Annotated in this window: 11 protein-coding genes and 1 tRNA gene; 2 read left to right on the forward strand and 10 right to left on the reverse strand. The window is 27.2% G+C overall.

Translation table 11 applies throughout. The features are described 5' to 3' along the window. Positions 1–67: 67 nt before the first annotated feature. The 5 genes from ACWYN7_RS12910 to ACWYN7_RS12930 form a co-directional block, all read right to left on the reverse strand. A complete protein-coding gene (locus tag ACWYN7_RS12910; RefSeq protein WP_462860394.1) occupies positions 68–721 on the reverse strand; it encodes a response regulator in 654 nt (217 codons plus the stop codon). After that, positions 714–7,898, reverse strand: coding sequence for a PAS domain-containing protein (locus ACWYN7_RS12915; protein WP_462860395.1), 7,185 nt, complete (start codon positions 7,896–7,898; stop codon positions 714–716). Before ACWYN7_RS12915 ends, ACWYN7_RS12910 begins: the two co-directional genes overlap by 8 nt. A 588-nt stretch (positions 7,899–8,486) precedes the next feature. Further along, positions 8,487–9,152, reverse strand: a complete 666-nt coding sequence (locus ACWYN7_RS12920; RefSeq protein WP_462860396.1) for a DNA-binding response regulator — start codon at positions 9,150–9,152, stop codon at positions 8,487–8,489. 1 nt (position 9,153) lies between these two features. Then, positions 9,154–10,827: a tetratricopeptide repeat-containing sensor histidine kinase gene (locus ACWYN7_RS12925; protein WP_462860397.1), complete on the reverse strand. Its 1,674-nt coding sequence runs from the start codon at positions 10,825–10,827 to the stop codon at positions 9,154–9,156. A 310-nt stretch (positions 10,828–11,137) separates the two neighbouring features. Then, positions 11,138–11,211, reverse strand: a tRNA-Met gene (locus ACWYN7_RS12930). Between the two features lie 110 nt (positions 11,212–11,321). Between ACWYN7_RS12930 and ACWYN7_RS12935 the strand changes: the two genes are divergently transcribed. Further along, positions 11,322–11,702, forward strand: coding sequence for an START-like domain-containing protein (locus tag ACWYN7_RS12935; protein WP_462860398.1), 381 nt, complete (start codon positions 11,322–11,324; stop codon positions 11,700–11,702). Between the two features lie 101 nt (positions 11,703–11,803). Next, positions 11,804–12,637, forward strand: a complete 834-nt coding sequence (locus ACWYN7_RS12940; RefSeq protein ID WP_462860399.1) for an aminotransferase class IV — start codon at positions 11,804–11,806, stop codon at positions 12,635–12,637. Here the strand turns inward: ACWYN7_RS12940 and ACWYN7_RS12945 are convergent. The 5 genes from ACWYN7_RS12945 to ACWYN7_RS12965 all read right to left on the reverse strand — a co-directional run bounded on the left by ACWYN7_RS12945 (position 12,634) and on the right by ACWYN7_RS12965 (position 17,117). After that, positions 12,634–13,191, reverse strand: a complete 558-nt coding sequence (locus ACWYN7_RS12945) for a YqgE/AlgH family protein (protein WP_462860400.1) — start codon at positions 13,189–13,191, stop codon at positions 12,634–12,636. The genes ACWYN7_RS12940 and ACWYN7_RS12945 overlap by 4 nt on opposite strands. Positions 13,192–13,270: 79 nt before the next feature. Further along, complete coding sequence (locus tag ACWYN7_RS12950; protein ID WP_462860401.1) at positions 13,271–13,543, reverse strand: HU family DNA-binding protein; 273 nt, start codon at positions 13,541–13,543, stop codon at positions 13,271–13,273. Between the two features lie 186 nt (positions 13,544–13,729). Beyond that, positions 13,730–14,674, reverse strand: a complete 945-nt coding sequence (fmt, locus tag ACWYN7_RS12955) for a methionyl-tRNA formyltransferase (protein WP_462860402.1) — start codon at positions 14,672–14,674, stop codon at positions 13,730–13,732. Between the two features lie 5 nt (positions 14,675–14,679). After that, positions 14,680–16,569, reverse strand: a complete 1,890-nt coding sequence (locus tag ACWYN7_RS12960) for a RecQ family ATP-dependent DNA helicase (RefSeq protein ID WP_462860403.1) — start codon at positions 16,567–16,569, stop codon at positions 14,680–14,682. Beyond that, positions 16,566–17,117 carry an AAA family ATPase gene (locus tag ACWYN7_RS12965; protein ID WP_462860404.1) on the reverse strand — a complete coding sequence of 184 codons (552 nt, stop codon included), beginning with the start codon at positions 17,115–17,117 and terminating at the stop codon, positions 16,566–16,568. Before ACWYN7_RS12965 ends, ACWYN7_RS12960 begins: the two co-directional genes overlap by 4 nt. Positions 17,118–17,170: the final 53 nt, after the last annotated feature.

Raw genomic sequence — 17,170 nt, forward strand, 5'->3', positions numbered from 1 at the left:
AATAGTTTAATTAAAAATTAAACAGCTACTAAAAACTAGATTTATATATTAAAATAAATCTAGTTTTTTATATATCTAAAGAGGTTAAGCCCTGTTGAATAGCGTATTTTGTTAATTCTGGAATAGAATGTAATTCTAACTTTTTCATAATATTATTTCTATGTACATCTACTGTTTTAGAACTTAAAAACAGTATTTCACCTATTTCTTTAGATGATTTTCCTTCTGCTATTAATTGTAAAACTTCTTTTTCTCTAGAACTTAATTCCGTTTTTTCTATAGATTCTCCCTTTTTAATCTGGCTTAATAGTTCTTGATTAAGATCTTTAGATAAATATCTTTTATTTTCTACAACAGTGGTTATAGCCGTTACCAATTCAAACGAGCTACCATCTTTTAATAAATATCCAAATGCACCTGCTTTAAACATACCTTGTATAAATTGTTTGCTAGAGTACATAGATAAACCAATTATTTTTATTTCTGGATGATGTTGAATAATCTGTTTTGTGGCTTCTACACCATTTAAACCGGGCATAGAAACATCCATAATAATTACATTTGGTTTTAGCTTGTTGCATAGTTTTATAACTTCTCTGCCATCAGAAGCTTCTCCAATAATATGCATATGAGATTTTTGTTCTATAATATTTCTTAAACCATCTCTTAATAGCTTATGGTCATCTACCAATATTATATTAATTGTATTTAAATTATTCATTTTTGAGTGGTATAAAAATGTGTACTGTTGTTCCTTTATTTATTTTTGATGCAATTTTAAATTTACCTCTTATATTTCTTATTCTTTCTTTTACAGTAAATAAGCCAAAACCAGATCCATTTTGCTTGCGTAAATTATTTAGGTTACCAACATCAAAGCCTTTACCATTATCTTTTATAACAAACTCTAAACCTTTCTTCTTTTTAAGTATATCTATGGTTATTAATGTTGCGTGTGCATATTTTATGGTATTATTTATAATTTCTTGAATACTTCTATAAAGTAATATCGCGCTTACATCGTCTAATTTAAAACTTTCTACGTTATTATTTATATCGCATTTAATTTTATGTTTGTTTTCTATATTTTCTAACAACCAATATAAGGCTTCTATAATACCAAATTGATATAAAATTGGTGGTGATAGTTCTGAGGTTATTTTTCTACTGTTAGCTAAAGCGTCAGAAATATGTTCTTCAATAAAATTTAATTCTTCATTTATTTCTTTTAGGTTTTCTTTTTGCTTTAATTCTTTAACTTTCATGCTAGAAATAACCAATGATTGACTTAAATGGTCGTGTATGTTGGTGGCAATTTCTTTTTTCTGATTCTCTTCTACAAGTGTTATTTCTGTAGTTAATTTTTGAAGTGATTCTTGGTATTCTTTTATTTCTTCTTCAATTAAAACAGATTCAGTAATGTCTCTTGCAATAGTAACAAACATATTTTTATCGTTTTCTGTATAAGCTGATGATGTTAAGGCTTCGAACCAAATAAAATGGCCATCTGTATGTCTGGCTCTAAAGTCTATTGGTTTTTTAAAGTTACTATTTTTACTGCTAAGCTTAATGTGTTCTTTTACTTTATCTTGTTCATCATAATGAATAATATCTATAAACGGTCTGCTATATTCTAAGTTATCATAACCTAATAGTTCTGTAACAGATGGACTTATGTAGAGTATTCTACCATCAATATCGTGTAGACAGATTAAATCGTTTGTATTGTCTGTTACTAAACGATACATTTCTTGTGTTTTTTCTATTTCATTAATTATTTTTTTATGTTCGGTTATATCTTGGTTTATTCCTTTTAGTAAAATTACTTTTCCTTGGTCGTTTTTTACTAATTCGCAAATGAGCCTAAGATGTTTTTCTACTTTTTTCGGGGTTATAATTCTAAACTCAAAATCAAAAGGAATTCCTTTGTATAAAGCATCATCAATCTTTTGATTATGATACTCTAGATCATCTGGATGCACTGTATTTAAAATCGCTTCATAAGATGGGAGCCCATTTTTAGGATCAAAATCAAATATATTATAAATTTCATCAGACCACGTAAATTGTTCTGTAATCGGGTTTACTTCAAAATTTCCTAAACGTCCTAATTTTTGTGCTTCTTTTAATTTGGTTAAAGATTCTTTTAGGGCAAATTCTGCATCTTTAATACTTTGAATACTTTGTATACTAACTGGTACCGTTTTTTGTTCTTTAATGGTTTTAGGAATTGCTACAGATAGAATGGCTGTAAATTGGTCTCCTTCTATTGTTTTGTATTTTACTTCTGATGTAAATGTATCTGCATTATTCCAAACGGCTTCAATTAATTTTATAAATACTTTTTCTGCTTCATCACCAAAGGTTAAACTTAAGTTTTTAAAGAACTCTTGCTCATTTTGCGCTTTAAATAATTTTAACGTTGCTTTGTTTACGTATTTTACTTTTATTTTATTTATAAGCGTAAATAATAATTCTGGGTTTTGTTCTAAATATACAGCAATATTTTTAATTTTTAATTTTTTAAGTCTACTAATTTCTTTAAAAAGTAGTGTTAAATCTTCGTTCCAGATAGAAATGGTTGCATTATCAAATAATCTGATATAGTCTTTTTTAACTTTTAAATGTTCTTCTTCTATTTTTTTTCTTTCAGTAATGTCTTGTGCTACACCTCTTCTACCTATTATTTTTGTTTTGTTTGTATCATATATTGGGTGGTTAGATATTCTTAACCAAGCATCTTCACCTTTAAAATTAATTAATTTTAATTCTAAGTCATAAGGTATACCATAGGTTTCTAAATCGTTAGTGGCTTTTATTAATTTTTTTCTTGATTCATTTAAGAACAATTCAAGAAGTTCTTCTCTTTTTGGTATTTTTTGACCTGCTTCTACCCCAAAAATAGTATACATGTAATCTGACCAATAAAAAGTTTTAGTAATGGTATAATATTCATGATAACCTATTTTGGCTACTTTACTTGCTTCGTTTTTACTGTATTCACTTCTTTCTAGAAGTTTTAAAGAACTAATAATTTCTTTATTTTTTTTCTCTAATTCTATTTGGTTGTTTCTTTGTGTTGTAATGTCTTGTACAACGCCTCTTCTTCCTATAATTTTATTGTTATTATTATAAACAGGTTGCGAAACGCTACGAACCCAAACTTCTTTATTCTTTTGTCTGTTTAGAACTTTAAATTCAATGTCATAAGGTATTCCTTTTTGTTTTAAATTTTCTGTGGCTTGTTTAACAATTGGTAAAGATTCTTTATCTATTAAAGAAAAAATTTCATTAATGTAAGGAACAGGTTTTTTAGGGTCTAGACCATAAATACGATAAAGATGATCTGACCAAATTAAATTATCGGTTGCTATATCGTATTCATAATAACCTATTTTAGCTATTTTGCTAGCTTCATCAATAGCAAATTTTCTTCTTTCTAATAGCTTAAAAGATTCTTTTATTTCTTTTTGCGCTTTTTTATAAGCAGTTATGTTTTGCATTAATCCTCTTCTTGCAATAACTTCATTTTTATGATTAAAAACTAAATGCACTACGTTTCTTGTCCAGGTTTCTTCGTTGTTTGCATTTATTAATCTTAGCTCAATATCATAAGGAACCCCATGAGTAATTAAATTTTGCGTAGCAACTTTTATTTTTTCTTTTGATTCTTGGTCATAATAGTCTATTAAAGACTCACGAGAAGGTATTTTTTGCTTAGGATTTAATCCGAATATTTTATAGATATAATCAGACCAAACATAAGTATCATTATTAAAATCGTACTCCCAATACCCAATGTTTGCAATTTTATTAGATTCTTTTAAAGTATCGTCTTTATCTTTAATTAAGTCTAATGAGTTTTGTATTTTTTGTTTAGATTGCTCTAATTCTAACTGATTTTTTTTGTAGTTTTTAATATCTTGTAACACAATTCGTCTGCCTAATAATTCATCACCTTTATCATTATAAATTGGGCTACCCACACTTCTTAACCAAATGTCTTCATTCTTTTGGTTTTTACCTTTTAATTCGATGTCGTAGTTAGTACCATTTTTTCTAAAATCTTCTATGGCTTGTATGTATTTTAATTGAGACTCTCTGTCAAAAAAGTGGACTAAATCTTTTTCTGAAAGTTTATCATTATAATCTACACCAAAGAGATCAAAAATGTATTTTGATGCGGTGTATGCATTGTTTTTGTAATTGTATTCTGCAAAACCAATACCTGCTATTCTACTAGAATCTTTTAATGATAGATCTTTTTGTTTTAAAAGTTTTAGAGACTCTTGAAGTTCTTGTTGAGTTTTTTTATAGTTTTTTATATTTTGCAATACAACCCTTCTTTTTACAACTTCATTTTTATCATTAAAAATGGGGCTAGATACACTTCTTATCCAAATTTCTTCGTTTTTTCTGTTTTTACCTCTTAATTCAATGTCAGAAATTTTACCGTTTTTAACATCATTTAAACCTTGTAAATATTTAATTTTAGATTCTTCATCAAAATATCTTAAAGCTTCTTCTTTAGTAGCTACTTCTTCACCATGATTTATACCGAATATAGTGTAAATATATTCAGAATAATCTGTGTAGATGTTCTTAGCATAATCATATTCTATGTAGCCAATACCTGCAATTTTACTAGAATCTTTTAAGGATAGTTCTTTTTTAGCCAAAAGTTCTAAAGAGGTTTCTAATGCTATTTGGTTTTTTTTGTATTCTGTTATATTTTGTACTAAACCTCTACGACCTATTATTTTATTGTTTTTATCAAAAATAGGCTGCACAATGCTTCTTGTCCAAATTTCTTCGTTTTTAAAATTGGTTAATTTTGTTTCAATATCATAGGGTTTACCATCTGTCATTAATTTTATAGTAGCTTCTTTTAATTTTTCTAGAGAAGGTTTATCGTAGAGTTTCATGATTTCTTCACGTTTCGGAACCTCTTGATTAGGTTCCAATCCGTAAATTTTGTAAACATAATTTGAACTCGATATGTTTTCATCTTCGAAATAATATTCCCAATAACCAATATTGGCTATTTTATTAGATTCTTTTAAATCAATTTCTTTTTTTTCTAACTGCTTTAAATAGCTTTCTAATTTAATTTGATTTATTTTATATGCTGTTATATCTTGAAATACTCCACTTCGTCCTATTATTTCGTTTTGAGGGGTGTAAATAAGGTGTGCAACAATTCTTATCCAAACTTCTTCTTTTTTAAAATTAATGAGTTTTAGCTCTATATCATAAGGTGTGCCTTCTGTTTCTAGTTTTTCTGTAGCTTTATGTAATTTAATTAAAGACTCCTCATCATGTAGGGCCATTAATTCATCTCTTTTCGGAATTTCACTATTAGGGTCTAATCCAAAAATGGTGTACATATAATCTGTCCAAATATAAGATTCGGTTTTATAAATGTATTCGGAATACCCAAGCTGAGCTATTTTTCTAGTTTCTTGTAAAGAGCGTTCTTTTTGTTCTAAAAGATCTATCGAATTTTTAATTTTTAAATTCGATTTTTCTAAAGCTATTCTAGCTTTTTTAGTTTCGGTAATATCTTGAATAACACCTTGTTTTCCGGTAATATTGTTGTTTTTGTCTCGAATTAATTGTACCACAACTCTAACCCAAACTTCTTCTTTTTTGGCGTTTATTATTTTTAATTCTAAATCGCAAGGTATGCCATTAAATTCAAGGTTTTTTGTGGCTTTTTCGTATAAGTCTCTTGAGTTTTTGTCGTAAAACTCTAAAATTTCTTTACGAGAAGGAATTTTATTTTTAGGGTCTAATCCATAGATGGTATAGACATAATTGGACCAAGTAAAATTATCAGATTTAATCTGATATTGCCAGTAGCCAATCTTGGCAATTTTACTAGTTTGTTTTAAAGAGTTTTCTTTTTCTTTTAATAAATTAAGAGAATTTTCAATTTCTTGTTTCGATTCTACTAATTCTAGTTGTGCTTTTTTAGATGTAGTAATATCTTGCATCGTTCCATAATATCCAAAAATATTATTATTATTATCTTTTAATGCCCTACCTCTAGAAATAATATGCTTTTTGGTTCCTTTTGATGTAATTATGTCTAACTCTAAATTATAAGGAGTTCCATTTTCTGCACAATCTATAACAGCTTTATCTAATAATTTAAAACTACTTGCTGTATATAATGGTTTTTGATCAGCGTACTTAGGTGGTTTTAATTTGTCTGAAAGTTCAAAAATTCTAAATAATTCTTTAGACCAAGTTAGAGTATTTGTTTCCAAAATATATTCCCAACTTCCTAATTTTCCTAATTTTTGAGCTTCATTTAAATTACTGATTAATTTACTTAATTCTTTATTTTGTGCATCTATCTCAATTTGTCTTAATTTTTGAGCAGTTATATCTTGTACAACAGCTCTTCTACCAATTATTTTATTATTTGCATCATAAATAGGATTAATAATTGCAGCTATCCAAATTTCCTTACCACTAGTATTTACGGCTTTTAATTCTTCTTCAATAGGTTTGCCCTCGGTGTATAATTTTGCTACTCCTTTTTTTAGTTTTAGCTGAGACGCTTCGTCAAAATAATTGAGAAATTCTTCATGAGTGGGCAGTTTGTCTGTTTTTTCTACTTCAAAAAGTGTATACAGGTAATCGGACCAAGTAAATGATTGACTGTCATTGTTGTACTCTGCAAAACCTATTTTACCTATTTTACTAGATTCGTTTAAAAAATGTTCTCTAATTTTTAAAAGTTCAGAAGATCTTTTAAATTGATTATAAGCATTAACTCTTTTTGTTACATCTCTTGCAGATGATACAAAAGAGGTTATTTTATTATTTTTATATATGGGAGCTATAGTATATTCTATGGATAAGTAATGTCCGTTTTTATGTAACAATCTTATTGTATACGTATTTTCATTATTTTTAAAAGATTTATTAGCTATATTTTTTTTAAGTTCTACAAAATCATCTTTGTGAACAATGTTAAAAATATTTTTACCTAAAAAATCTGATTGATTGTATCCTAGAATTGTTTTTATTGACGGGCTTATGTATTTATATATTCCATCAAGATCTAACAAACAAATAATATCGTAAGAATTGTCTGTAATAATACGATATATTTCTTCACTTTTTTTAATGTTGGTTAAAGCAGCTTCAAACTTTTGTTTGTAAGTAAGTGGTTTAAAAATGTCCTTTACTTTAATAATTGTTATTTTATCAGAAAAATCTAGATATTTTAAGTATAGGCTAAAAAGAACACTGTAATAAAGAATTAAAGAGCCTCTCGCAATTAAGTTTGTTTTGGTTAAAGAAGTTAGTATTTCAAAATCCCAAAATGCTATTATAGTAAAGCATATGGTATCAAAACTCATAACAACCAGCATTGTAATAAATATTTGTAAAAATAAGGGCTTAATTATTTTAGCAAAAAACTCATAAAGTATTATAATTAATAGTGAGTCTAAAAATAATATTAAAGTACCCGTAAATAAAATCCAAGAACTTGTGTTTAAAAATGTGGATGAAAAACTTTTGGGGCTAATACTTGTTAGTTCATCAAAATTTAATCCAAATAAAGGTAAAAGAGCAGATACTAAAATATTAACAATTAATAATGCATAGATAATTATTTTAGCTTCGCTAGCATCTTCTTTTATATAAATAATAAGTAAAGCAAAAAGTGTAGAAATAAATAAAATTGTACCAGGAGAAACTAAATAAGTTTCTTGAAAAGCAATATTGCTGGCAAAAACAACTTGTACAAATTGAAACAAGCCCAAACAAGCGTATAAAACACCTAGGCCTAATTTTTTACGAAGTCTAAATAATAAAAGTATTACAAATGCAACTATTGTACCTTGCAAAAACAAGGTAAGTATTTGGATATAATTCATAACTTAAAGTTGTTGGGGAAATCTTAAAGTTAAAACGTTAATTTTATCTTTAAATATAAGTATTTTTGATAAGTAATCAATCTTTTTTGTTAAAAACTAGTAATTTAGAATAATAATAAATTATTACTGCGAATAATGTAAAGTTTGTTTTTTAAATAATTACTAACCTCTTTTTTAAATGTAGTTTGTAGATAAAAAGAATTATAGTATTTCAGTAGCTTGCTTTTAAATTTAATAAAACCGAGGATTAACTTAGTCTTAAAAATTCTTGTTTTTATTACAAAATTTAGAGTTTTTAGCTAACATAAATAGATTTTATGTTAAAGGTTTTATTATTGTTGAATTTATTAGCAAAATCTACATAATGTTGCAGTTAAGAAATTATTATTTAAAGTTAATAAGAAGAATTAATAATTTAATTTTACTTTATATTAGCAAAAAAACCTTACGGATTTCCGTAAGGTTTTACACGCATAGCAATTCTCCTTCATTATAAAATCCCCCAAAATATTTTAAAAATAAATTTAAATCAAATATACTTTGGTTGATTAAAAATTATTTACGGGAAACCGTAGTTTAAGAGTATTTTTAAATAAGTCCTAAGTCTTTAACAATAGCCACTAAGTGAATGGCATTATTTGCTTTAAACTGAATACGAAGTTTGTTTAAGTGTTTTTCTATTGAGCTTAAACTACTTGGTGTTATGCTTTTATTTTTAAGATAAATACTAATGTCATCTTGCGATAAACCTTTAGATAAAAGTTGTATCAATAGGATGTCAAAATCATTTATTTCTAAATTATTTTTTGAGTTTAATGCATGAGCTACTTGAGGAGATACATAAGTTTCACCATTATAAACAGCCAATATTGCTTTTTCCAATTCTAATAAACCTCTTCTACCTTTGCAAACATATGCATTGGTATTGTGTACATTTATTAATAATCGAATTTTTTGTAATCGATCTTCAACAGAATAAACAATGACTTTTAATGATGGATATTCTTTTTTTAGTGCGATAATTAAGGCTTCTCCAGATGTATATTTTTGCTCTCTATGGTCTTTTACAAAAGATAAATCGGTTATTAATACATCAAATGGAGCATCGTCTAAAATGGCCCTTTTAATTTTAAGATACGCATCATCACAATATTGCACTTGTTGCGCGTCTTTAATATTTAGTTTGTTTAATACAGATAATACTCCCTGATTTATGCTTCCTAAATCATCTGAAACTAGTACTTTCTTAAACATATTACATTATAATTTTAGCTTTAAACCCTTCATTAATTTTAGAATCAAATTTAATTGTTCCGTTAATAGTTTTTATACGGTTTTCCACATTTTGTAAACCATTATTTTTCTTGATGTTGCATCCAACACCATTATCACTATAATTTATGGTTAATTTTTCACTTTGATTAAAGGCTAAAACAACAATGGATGCACTGCTATGTTTTTTCATGTTAGTCATTAATTCTTGTAAAACCCTGTACAAAGCCGTCTTTTTTTCATTAGATATTTTCTGCCAATCAACTTTAGAAATGTTTTTTGTGATAATATTTATATGTGTGCTTCTATAACTTAAAAGTAAATCATTTAAGATTTCATTAAAGTTTTGGGTAACATCAATTGCGCTATTTTCCTTAGAAATGTCTCTTGTTTTGGTATAGATGTCTTCTAAATCATCCAAAACATCTTCATTAATTGTTTTACTACTTTGTAATTTTGTCATTACATGATAGACATCATTAGCAACTTCATCATGTACTTTTTTAGAAATACGTGTTTCAGTTTTATATACTTCAATTAGTTTTTCTTTTTTGTGTCGAGATTTTAGAATAAAAAATAAAAAGATTGAACTGAGAAGTATGAATGCTCCACCACTTAAATAAATTATTTTGTATCTTTTTTGTTTTTCTTCATCTAATTTGCTTTCTGCCAATTGAAGTTTGGCTTCATCAACTCTTCTTTTTTCTTCAAGATAATCATATTGCATAGAAGCAAACATGTTGTCATTTTTTTGATTTGCAAGATGGATACTATCACTCAGTTTTTTAAATTCTATAACTTGTAATTGATTGTCTGCATTTAATAAAAGTGATAATGCTTCTAATTTGTAAGATGCGTTTTTAGTTTTTTTAGCAATTTTATAAGCCTTATTTGCATAATATTTTGCTTTTTTTGTTGCTTTTCTATCTGTAAAATATTCTGATAGATGTTTATAACTAACAAATAGTTCGTCAATATTTTGTTCTTCTTCTCTAATTTTTAATGCTGCTAACATTTTATCTAAAGCATTACTATAATTCAATTTAGATTCGGCTAAACCTAAATTATCTAGAGATCGTGCAATTTTGAGTTTATCATCAAATTTTAGATTATTTTCATAGACTTTTTCAAACTGTTCTATTGATAATCTGTAATTTTTTTTCTTTCTAAAAATATTGGCTTTGTTGTTTAAAACAGAATTAATTTGCCTTGGATTTTTTGCAATTTTTAAAACTCTATCGTAAAGGTCTAATGCTCTATCATAATTTCCTAATTCATAAGAAACAATTCCTAAATGATTCAAAATACCAATTTTAGCTTCAATAGTAGTATTGCTAGTTTTCATATTATCTATTAATTCTAAAGCAGAAATTGCGGTTGCGTCACTTTTATGAAGATTTCCAAATTTGTACTCAATACTTGCAAGAATTCTTAAATTGAATACAAGTTTGGTTGTATCTTTTTTTTGATTGTTGACTTCTTTACGCAGGTTAAAAAAGGTATAAGCTTTTTTTAAGTCGTTATTACCTTTTGGATTTATATAAAGGCTGTAATAATGGCTTATACTATCTTTAATTTGTTGAGAATGTAAGTTTTTTGCGGAAAAGCACAAAACAAGTAAATAGATAATTAGGGGTAAGTCTTTAATCAATTTCATCTCTCAAAAATACTAACTAATTTTGAGTAATTGGGTAATTTTAGTTGTAGTCATTTTTTATTTTTGGTGATGACAATAGTTATTCTTTTTCATTAAAACAATCTTGAATTTTAACTGAAATTTATATAAATTCTGATTTTTTTATTAAAAAATTATACTCCGCCAGTAAAGATTTTTGGCTCAGAATAATTCAGTTTCATAGGTAAATCGTGTACTCTATCGTGTACTCTTTGTAAAAGTAAGAAAAATGAAGGCATAAAAAAAACGAATTGTGAGACACAATTCGTTGATTTAATTAGCTTTAAGCTTGTAGCGAAGACGGGATTTGAACCCGTGACCTCAGGGTTATGAATCCTGCGCTCTAACCAACTGAGCTACCTCGCCATTGGTATTAGAGGGTGCAAATATAATTGATTTTTGCATTCTGGCAAGTTGTGTTTAAAATTTTTTTTAAATAGAATTAATACCTATCTTGTCAACTAAAGTTATATTAAATGGATAAAGTAAAATTCGAATTGGAAATTCCAATTCATGCTTCGCCTAATATGTTGTATCAATACATATCATCCCCTTCTAATTTGCAAGAGTGGTTTGCTGATAGTGTTAATTCTAGAGGTAAAATTTTTACTTTTAGCTGGGATGGAACAGAAGAACAAGCTGAGCTAATTGCAAAAAAATCAGAAGAAAAAATTCGTTTTAAATGGTTAGAAAGCGAAGATGATGAAAGCTATTTTGAAATTAAAATTCAAGTAGATGCTTTAACTAAAGATGTTTCTTTAATAATTACAGATTTTGCAGAAGATGATGAGGTAGAAGAAGCCAAACAGCTTTGGGAAAATCAAATAGACGAATTAAAGCATACCATTGGTGCTTAGCATTAAAATTAAAATTATGAAAACTCAACTTTAGGTTGAGTTTTTTTGTGCTCTAAATCTAACAAAAAACACTAATTTTGCACTCACAAAAATAAGCATAGATGATTAATTTTAATGGAGAGTTACTGTTTAATAAAAATGTAAAACTATCTGCTGAAAATAGAGGTTTTAAATATGGTGATGCAATTTTTGAGACCATAAAAGTGAGCAATAATAAAATTGTATTTTGGGAAGATCATTACTTTAGATTAATGGCATCTATGCGAATGTTACGTATGAAAATACCAATGCAATTTACTTTAGAGTTTCTGCAAGAAGAAATTCTAAAAACAATTGCTGTACAAGAAAAAGCAAGTATTTTTAGAGTTAGATTGACTGTTTTTAGAAAAGATGGCGGTTTATACACTCCAAAAACAAATGAGATTGATTATTTAATTGATGTTAAAGCATACCATTATAAAACCAAAGAAGTTTATAAAGTAGATGTTTTTAAAGATTTTTATAATTATTCTGGTTTGTTATCAACTATAAAAACGAATAACAGAATGGTAAATACTTTAGCTAGTATTTATGCCAATGAAAATGATTTGGACAATTGTGTTTTAATCAACGAAAAAAAGGGAGTAGTAGAGGTAACCAATGCCAATATTTTTGTTGTAAAAGGGAATGTAATTAAAACTCCTGCTTTATCTGAAGGTTGTATTAAAGGAATTCTACGAATGAAAGTGATTGAAATTCTTGCGAAGAATGCAGACTATACTTTAGAAGAAACAAGTATATCTCCTTTCGAAATTCAGAAAGCAGACGAAGTTTTTATCACTAATGCAATAATGGGTATTCAGCCAGTTACAAATTATAAAAAGAAGAAGTTTTCTGTAGATTTTGCAAATAAAATTAGCAAAAGTTTAAAGGTTTTAGAAGTGACGTCTAATTAATTCAATTGGATGTCATTTGGTGCATTTGCCCAAAGTTTATAGTTGCCACCTTTTTGTAAAATTTTGTTTCTCCAAAGAGTATCGTTTTGTTCAGAAAAAATATTATCAATATCATTTTCTGAAATAAACCAAGAGTTTATGTTAAGTTCATCTGTAAGCTGATTTTTGCCCCAACCAGAATATCCTAAAAAGAATCTTATTTCAGATTCATCTATTAAATTATCGTTTAATAATTGTTTTAAAGAATCAAAATTACCTCCCCAAAAAATACCATTAGCAACTTCTATACTTTCTGGTATTAATTCTGGTACTTTATGCACAAAATATAAATTATCTTGTTCTACAGGCCCACCTTGATAAATAGTAAAATTGGAATCGATTTCAGGAATTAAGTCTTGCAACGTATATTCTAATGGCCTATTTAAGATAAAACCAACAGAGTTAAAATTTGTATGCTCCGTGATTAAAATAATTGTTCTGTTAAAAGAACTATCATTTAGAATAGAAGGCTCAGCAATTAATAATCTTCCTTTAAGTGGCTTTAAATAGGGCATAAGTAAATATATATAAAATATAGGAATAAAAAAAACTCTCTTAAAAAAGAGAGTTTTTATATAAATTATACTGTATTTCTTAGTTTACAGCGTCGCTTAATCCAGCTCCCGCTTTAAACTTAGCTACATTTTTAGCAGCAATTTCTATAGTTTTTCCTGTTTGAGGATTTCTACCTGATCTTGCAGCTCTGTGAGATACAGAAAAAGTTCCAAAACCAACTAATGCTACTTTATCACCAGCTTTTAAAGCAGATGTTACATTATCTGTAAAAGATTCTAAAGCTGCTTTAGCTGCTACTTTAGAAATTCCTGCGTCTGCAGCCATTGCGTCGATTAAATCTGACTTGTTCATAATAAATAGATTTTTTAAATTAATTGTATATTATTTCGCTTAAATGCTTAACAAATATAGACGGATTAAGGGTTTGCGCAAATTTGTGCCCTAAAAAAACAGTGTTTTGTTGATAAATACCCCTAAATTGTTAATAAGGCAAGTAAAAAAAATGAAAAATCACTAAAAAGCTTGTCAGTAAAGGTTTTACAGCATTTTGGAGTTTTCAGAAAAATTGAAGCCATTTAACAAGCTTATGGCATCCATTTTTTTCTTTCCTGCTAGTTTAATTTCCTTAATATTGATGAATCCATTTTTTACAGCTACTTTAATTTCTTTTTTAGAAAAAATAAGCTTTCCAAATTCATAATTATGTATTTCTTCCTCTTTGTTAATTGCATAAATTTTAGCTGAAATTTCCTCATCACCATTTTTAATAATAGTCCAAGCTGTTGGGTAAGGATTTAAGCCTCTAATTTTATTGTAAATATTATCTAAAGTGTCTAACCAATCTATTTTAGTGTTCTCTGGATTTAATTTGGGAGCAGATTTTTCTTCTAATTCGGGTTGTTTTTGAGTGGTAACCTTTCCTTTTTCAATTAAATCTACAGTTTTTGCAACCAAGTCTGCACCTAGAAACATTAATTTATCGTGCAAAGAACCCACAGTTTCTGTTGCAGTAACTTCAATTTTTTCTTGTAAAATAATTTCGCCAGTATCAATTTTATCATCAATAAAAAACGTAGTAACTCCAGTTTGGGTTTCTCCATTAATTATGGCCCAATGAATGGGTGCAGCGCCTCTATATTCTGGTAATAAAGAAGCGTGTAAATTAAACGTGCCTAACTTTGGCATTTGCCAAACTGCTTTTGGTAACATTCTAAAAGCTACCACAATTTGTAAATCTGCATGTAAACTTTTTAGTTCTTCATGAAACTCTTCATTCTTTAAATTTTTAGGTTGTAGTATTTTTAAATCTTTAGATAAAGCGTATTTTTTTACAGCAGATTCGTTTAACTTTCTACCTCTTCCTGCAGGTTTATCTGTGGCTGTAATAACACCAACAACATTGTAATTATTATCTACTAAATGTTTTAAAATGGTAACAGCAAAATCTGGAGTTCCCATAAAAACGATACGTAAATCTTTCATAAATTTTATTTTAAAAGGTATTTATTTTGATGATTTATCTGCACTTTATTTTCAGATAATAAGAATCGCAAATGTATTAAAATGTCTTTTTCATTGGCTTGTAAATGTTGATTAATTTCTTGTGATGTTAAGCTCTTATTTTTTGCTAAAAGCGATAAGATTTCAGAAGAAATATCTTGAATTTTTGTCTTTTTTTCTGATAAACAAACATCACAAATGCCACATTTTTTTGTTGATTTTTCATTAAAATAATCCAAAATTTGTATGCTTCTGCAGCTATTTGAATTTTGTATATAGTTTAAAAAATCATCAGATTTTTTTTGCTTTTGTTTTATAAATTGAACTATTTCTTTAGAAAATAAATTTATGGTTCTATCGTCTTCTCTTGGTACTAAAAAACGAATTTCAGCATCTGTTTTAGTTCGTTTATACGTTAAGATATTATCTTGATGTAAACGCTCTAAATGGGCAATAACTTGTTTAGAAGTGCTATTCATTTTTTTTGCCAACAAAAATTCATCTACTTTAACTTCTTGTTGAAATAATCCTGTATAAGTTCTTAGAAATGTGTCTATAAAGTTTTTAGTATAGATATTGTTTATAGCGTAAGAAATTACTTTTTTACTGTTTGCATTAAAAATTACTGTAGATTTTTGGTTAAAGGTATTAGAGATTTCTAAGATACCATTATTTGATAATATTTTTAAAACTGAAGCAACTTTTTTTTGAGAAAATTTATAGGTTTTGCAAAACTCTGAAATCTGAAATTGAAACATTTCTTCTAAAATTTCTCCTTTTGCAATTCTAAAATATTGATATAATTTTCTATGAATTTCTTTTACTTCTGTAAGTGTTGGGAGTCTTTTTTTTAATTGATCTTTAAAAATTAAAATATCGTTTTTGTTTTTTAGTAAAACAGCAAAAGATTTATTTTCATTTCTACCTGCTCTTCCAGATTCTTGAATGTAATTTTCTAAAGAAAAAGGCAAATCGAAATGTACAACTATGCCAACATTTGGTTTGTCTATACCCATTCCAAATGCATTGGTGGCTACCATTATTTTTGTCTTTTCAGACATCCAATTTTCGTAAGCAATTTGTTTTTCTGATAAAGATAAACCTCCGTGATAAAAACTACTTTTAAAATTATTTGCATTTAAAAAGTTGGCAATGTCTTTTGTTTTTTTTCTTGAATTTACATAAACAATTGCAGGTGTTTTTGTCTTGGTAAATATCTGAATTAATCTTAATAACTTATCTTCAACATCAAAAATTTGATACGCTAAATTTTCTCTGTAAAAAGATTTTTTAAAAATCTTTGGTTGTTTTAATTCTAGATTTTTAGCAATATCATTTAATACTCTTTCATTAGCTGTTGCTGTTAGCGCAATAAAATTTACATTTGGTTTAAGTTCTTTTAGAACTTTAATATTTCTGTAAGTAGGTCTAAAATCATGACCCCATTCAGATATACAATGTGCTTCATCAATAGCAACAAAACTAATGTTTAGTTCTTTTAATTTTTGTTGAATTAAAGCTGTTTGTAACCTTTCTGGAGATATGTATAAGAATTTGTAATTCCCGAATTTTATGGCATCAAAAAGAGTAATAATTTCGTCTTGAGATAACCCAGATTTAAGGGTTGTAGCTTTTATGTTTCTTTTCTTTAAGTTTTCTACTTGGTCTTGCATTAAAGCAATTAATGGTGAAATTACCAAGCAAACACCTTCATTGATTAAAGCTGGTACCTGAAAACAAATCGATTTTCCTCCTCCAGTTGGTAAAAGAGCAATGCTGTCTTTTTTATCTAAAACTGCTTGTATTATTTCTTCTTGTGGTTTTCTAAAACTTGTATACCCCCAATATTTATCTAATATGTTTTTGGCAGTAATCATAAATCGCAAGAAAGCGAATTGATAATAAAATTAGTTCTTTCATCAACAGAACCAAAAGGAACATTTATAATTTTATAACCTAATTCTGAATAGGTGTTTACTAAAAAATTATCAATAACAATAGACTCTTCAAAAGTTTCGTAACGTTCATTGTCTGTAATATAAATTTCTTCCCAAGGCGAAAAATGAAATACTAAATCATAGGCATATTTCTTGCTTTTGTCTACAAAAAGTGATGGATATTCAGTTTTAAAATAGTTGAGATAAGCATATACATCTGGTATTCCTCTATCAAAAAAAATAATATTTTCTTTGCTTTTTTGTGCTTCTAAAAACTGTTCTTCTCTGCCTTCTAAAAGCATTTCACTAAAAAGAAGTGGTTCTGTTAAAAACAATTGTTCTATTCCTTTTGCTTGCGCTTTAAGAGTTACAGCTCTAGAAACTTCATCAAAACAAAAAAAATTTTTTTCTTTTAATGCATTTAAAACCGTTGTTTTTCCAGTACCTGGTCCGCCTATTAAAACTATTTTTTGTTGATTGTTTTGCAAGTATGTTCTTTTAAAAATTATAAAGTTGTAAAAACTACGTTAGCATTGCCAAA

This window comes from Polaribacter sp. M10 (genome assembly GCF_054968445.1).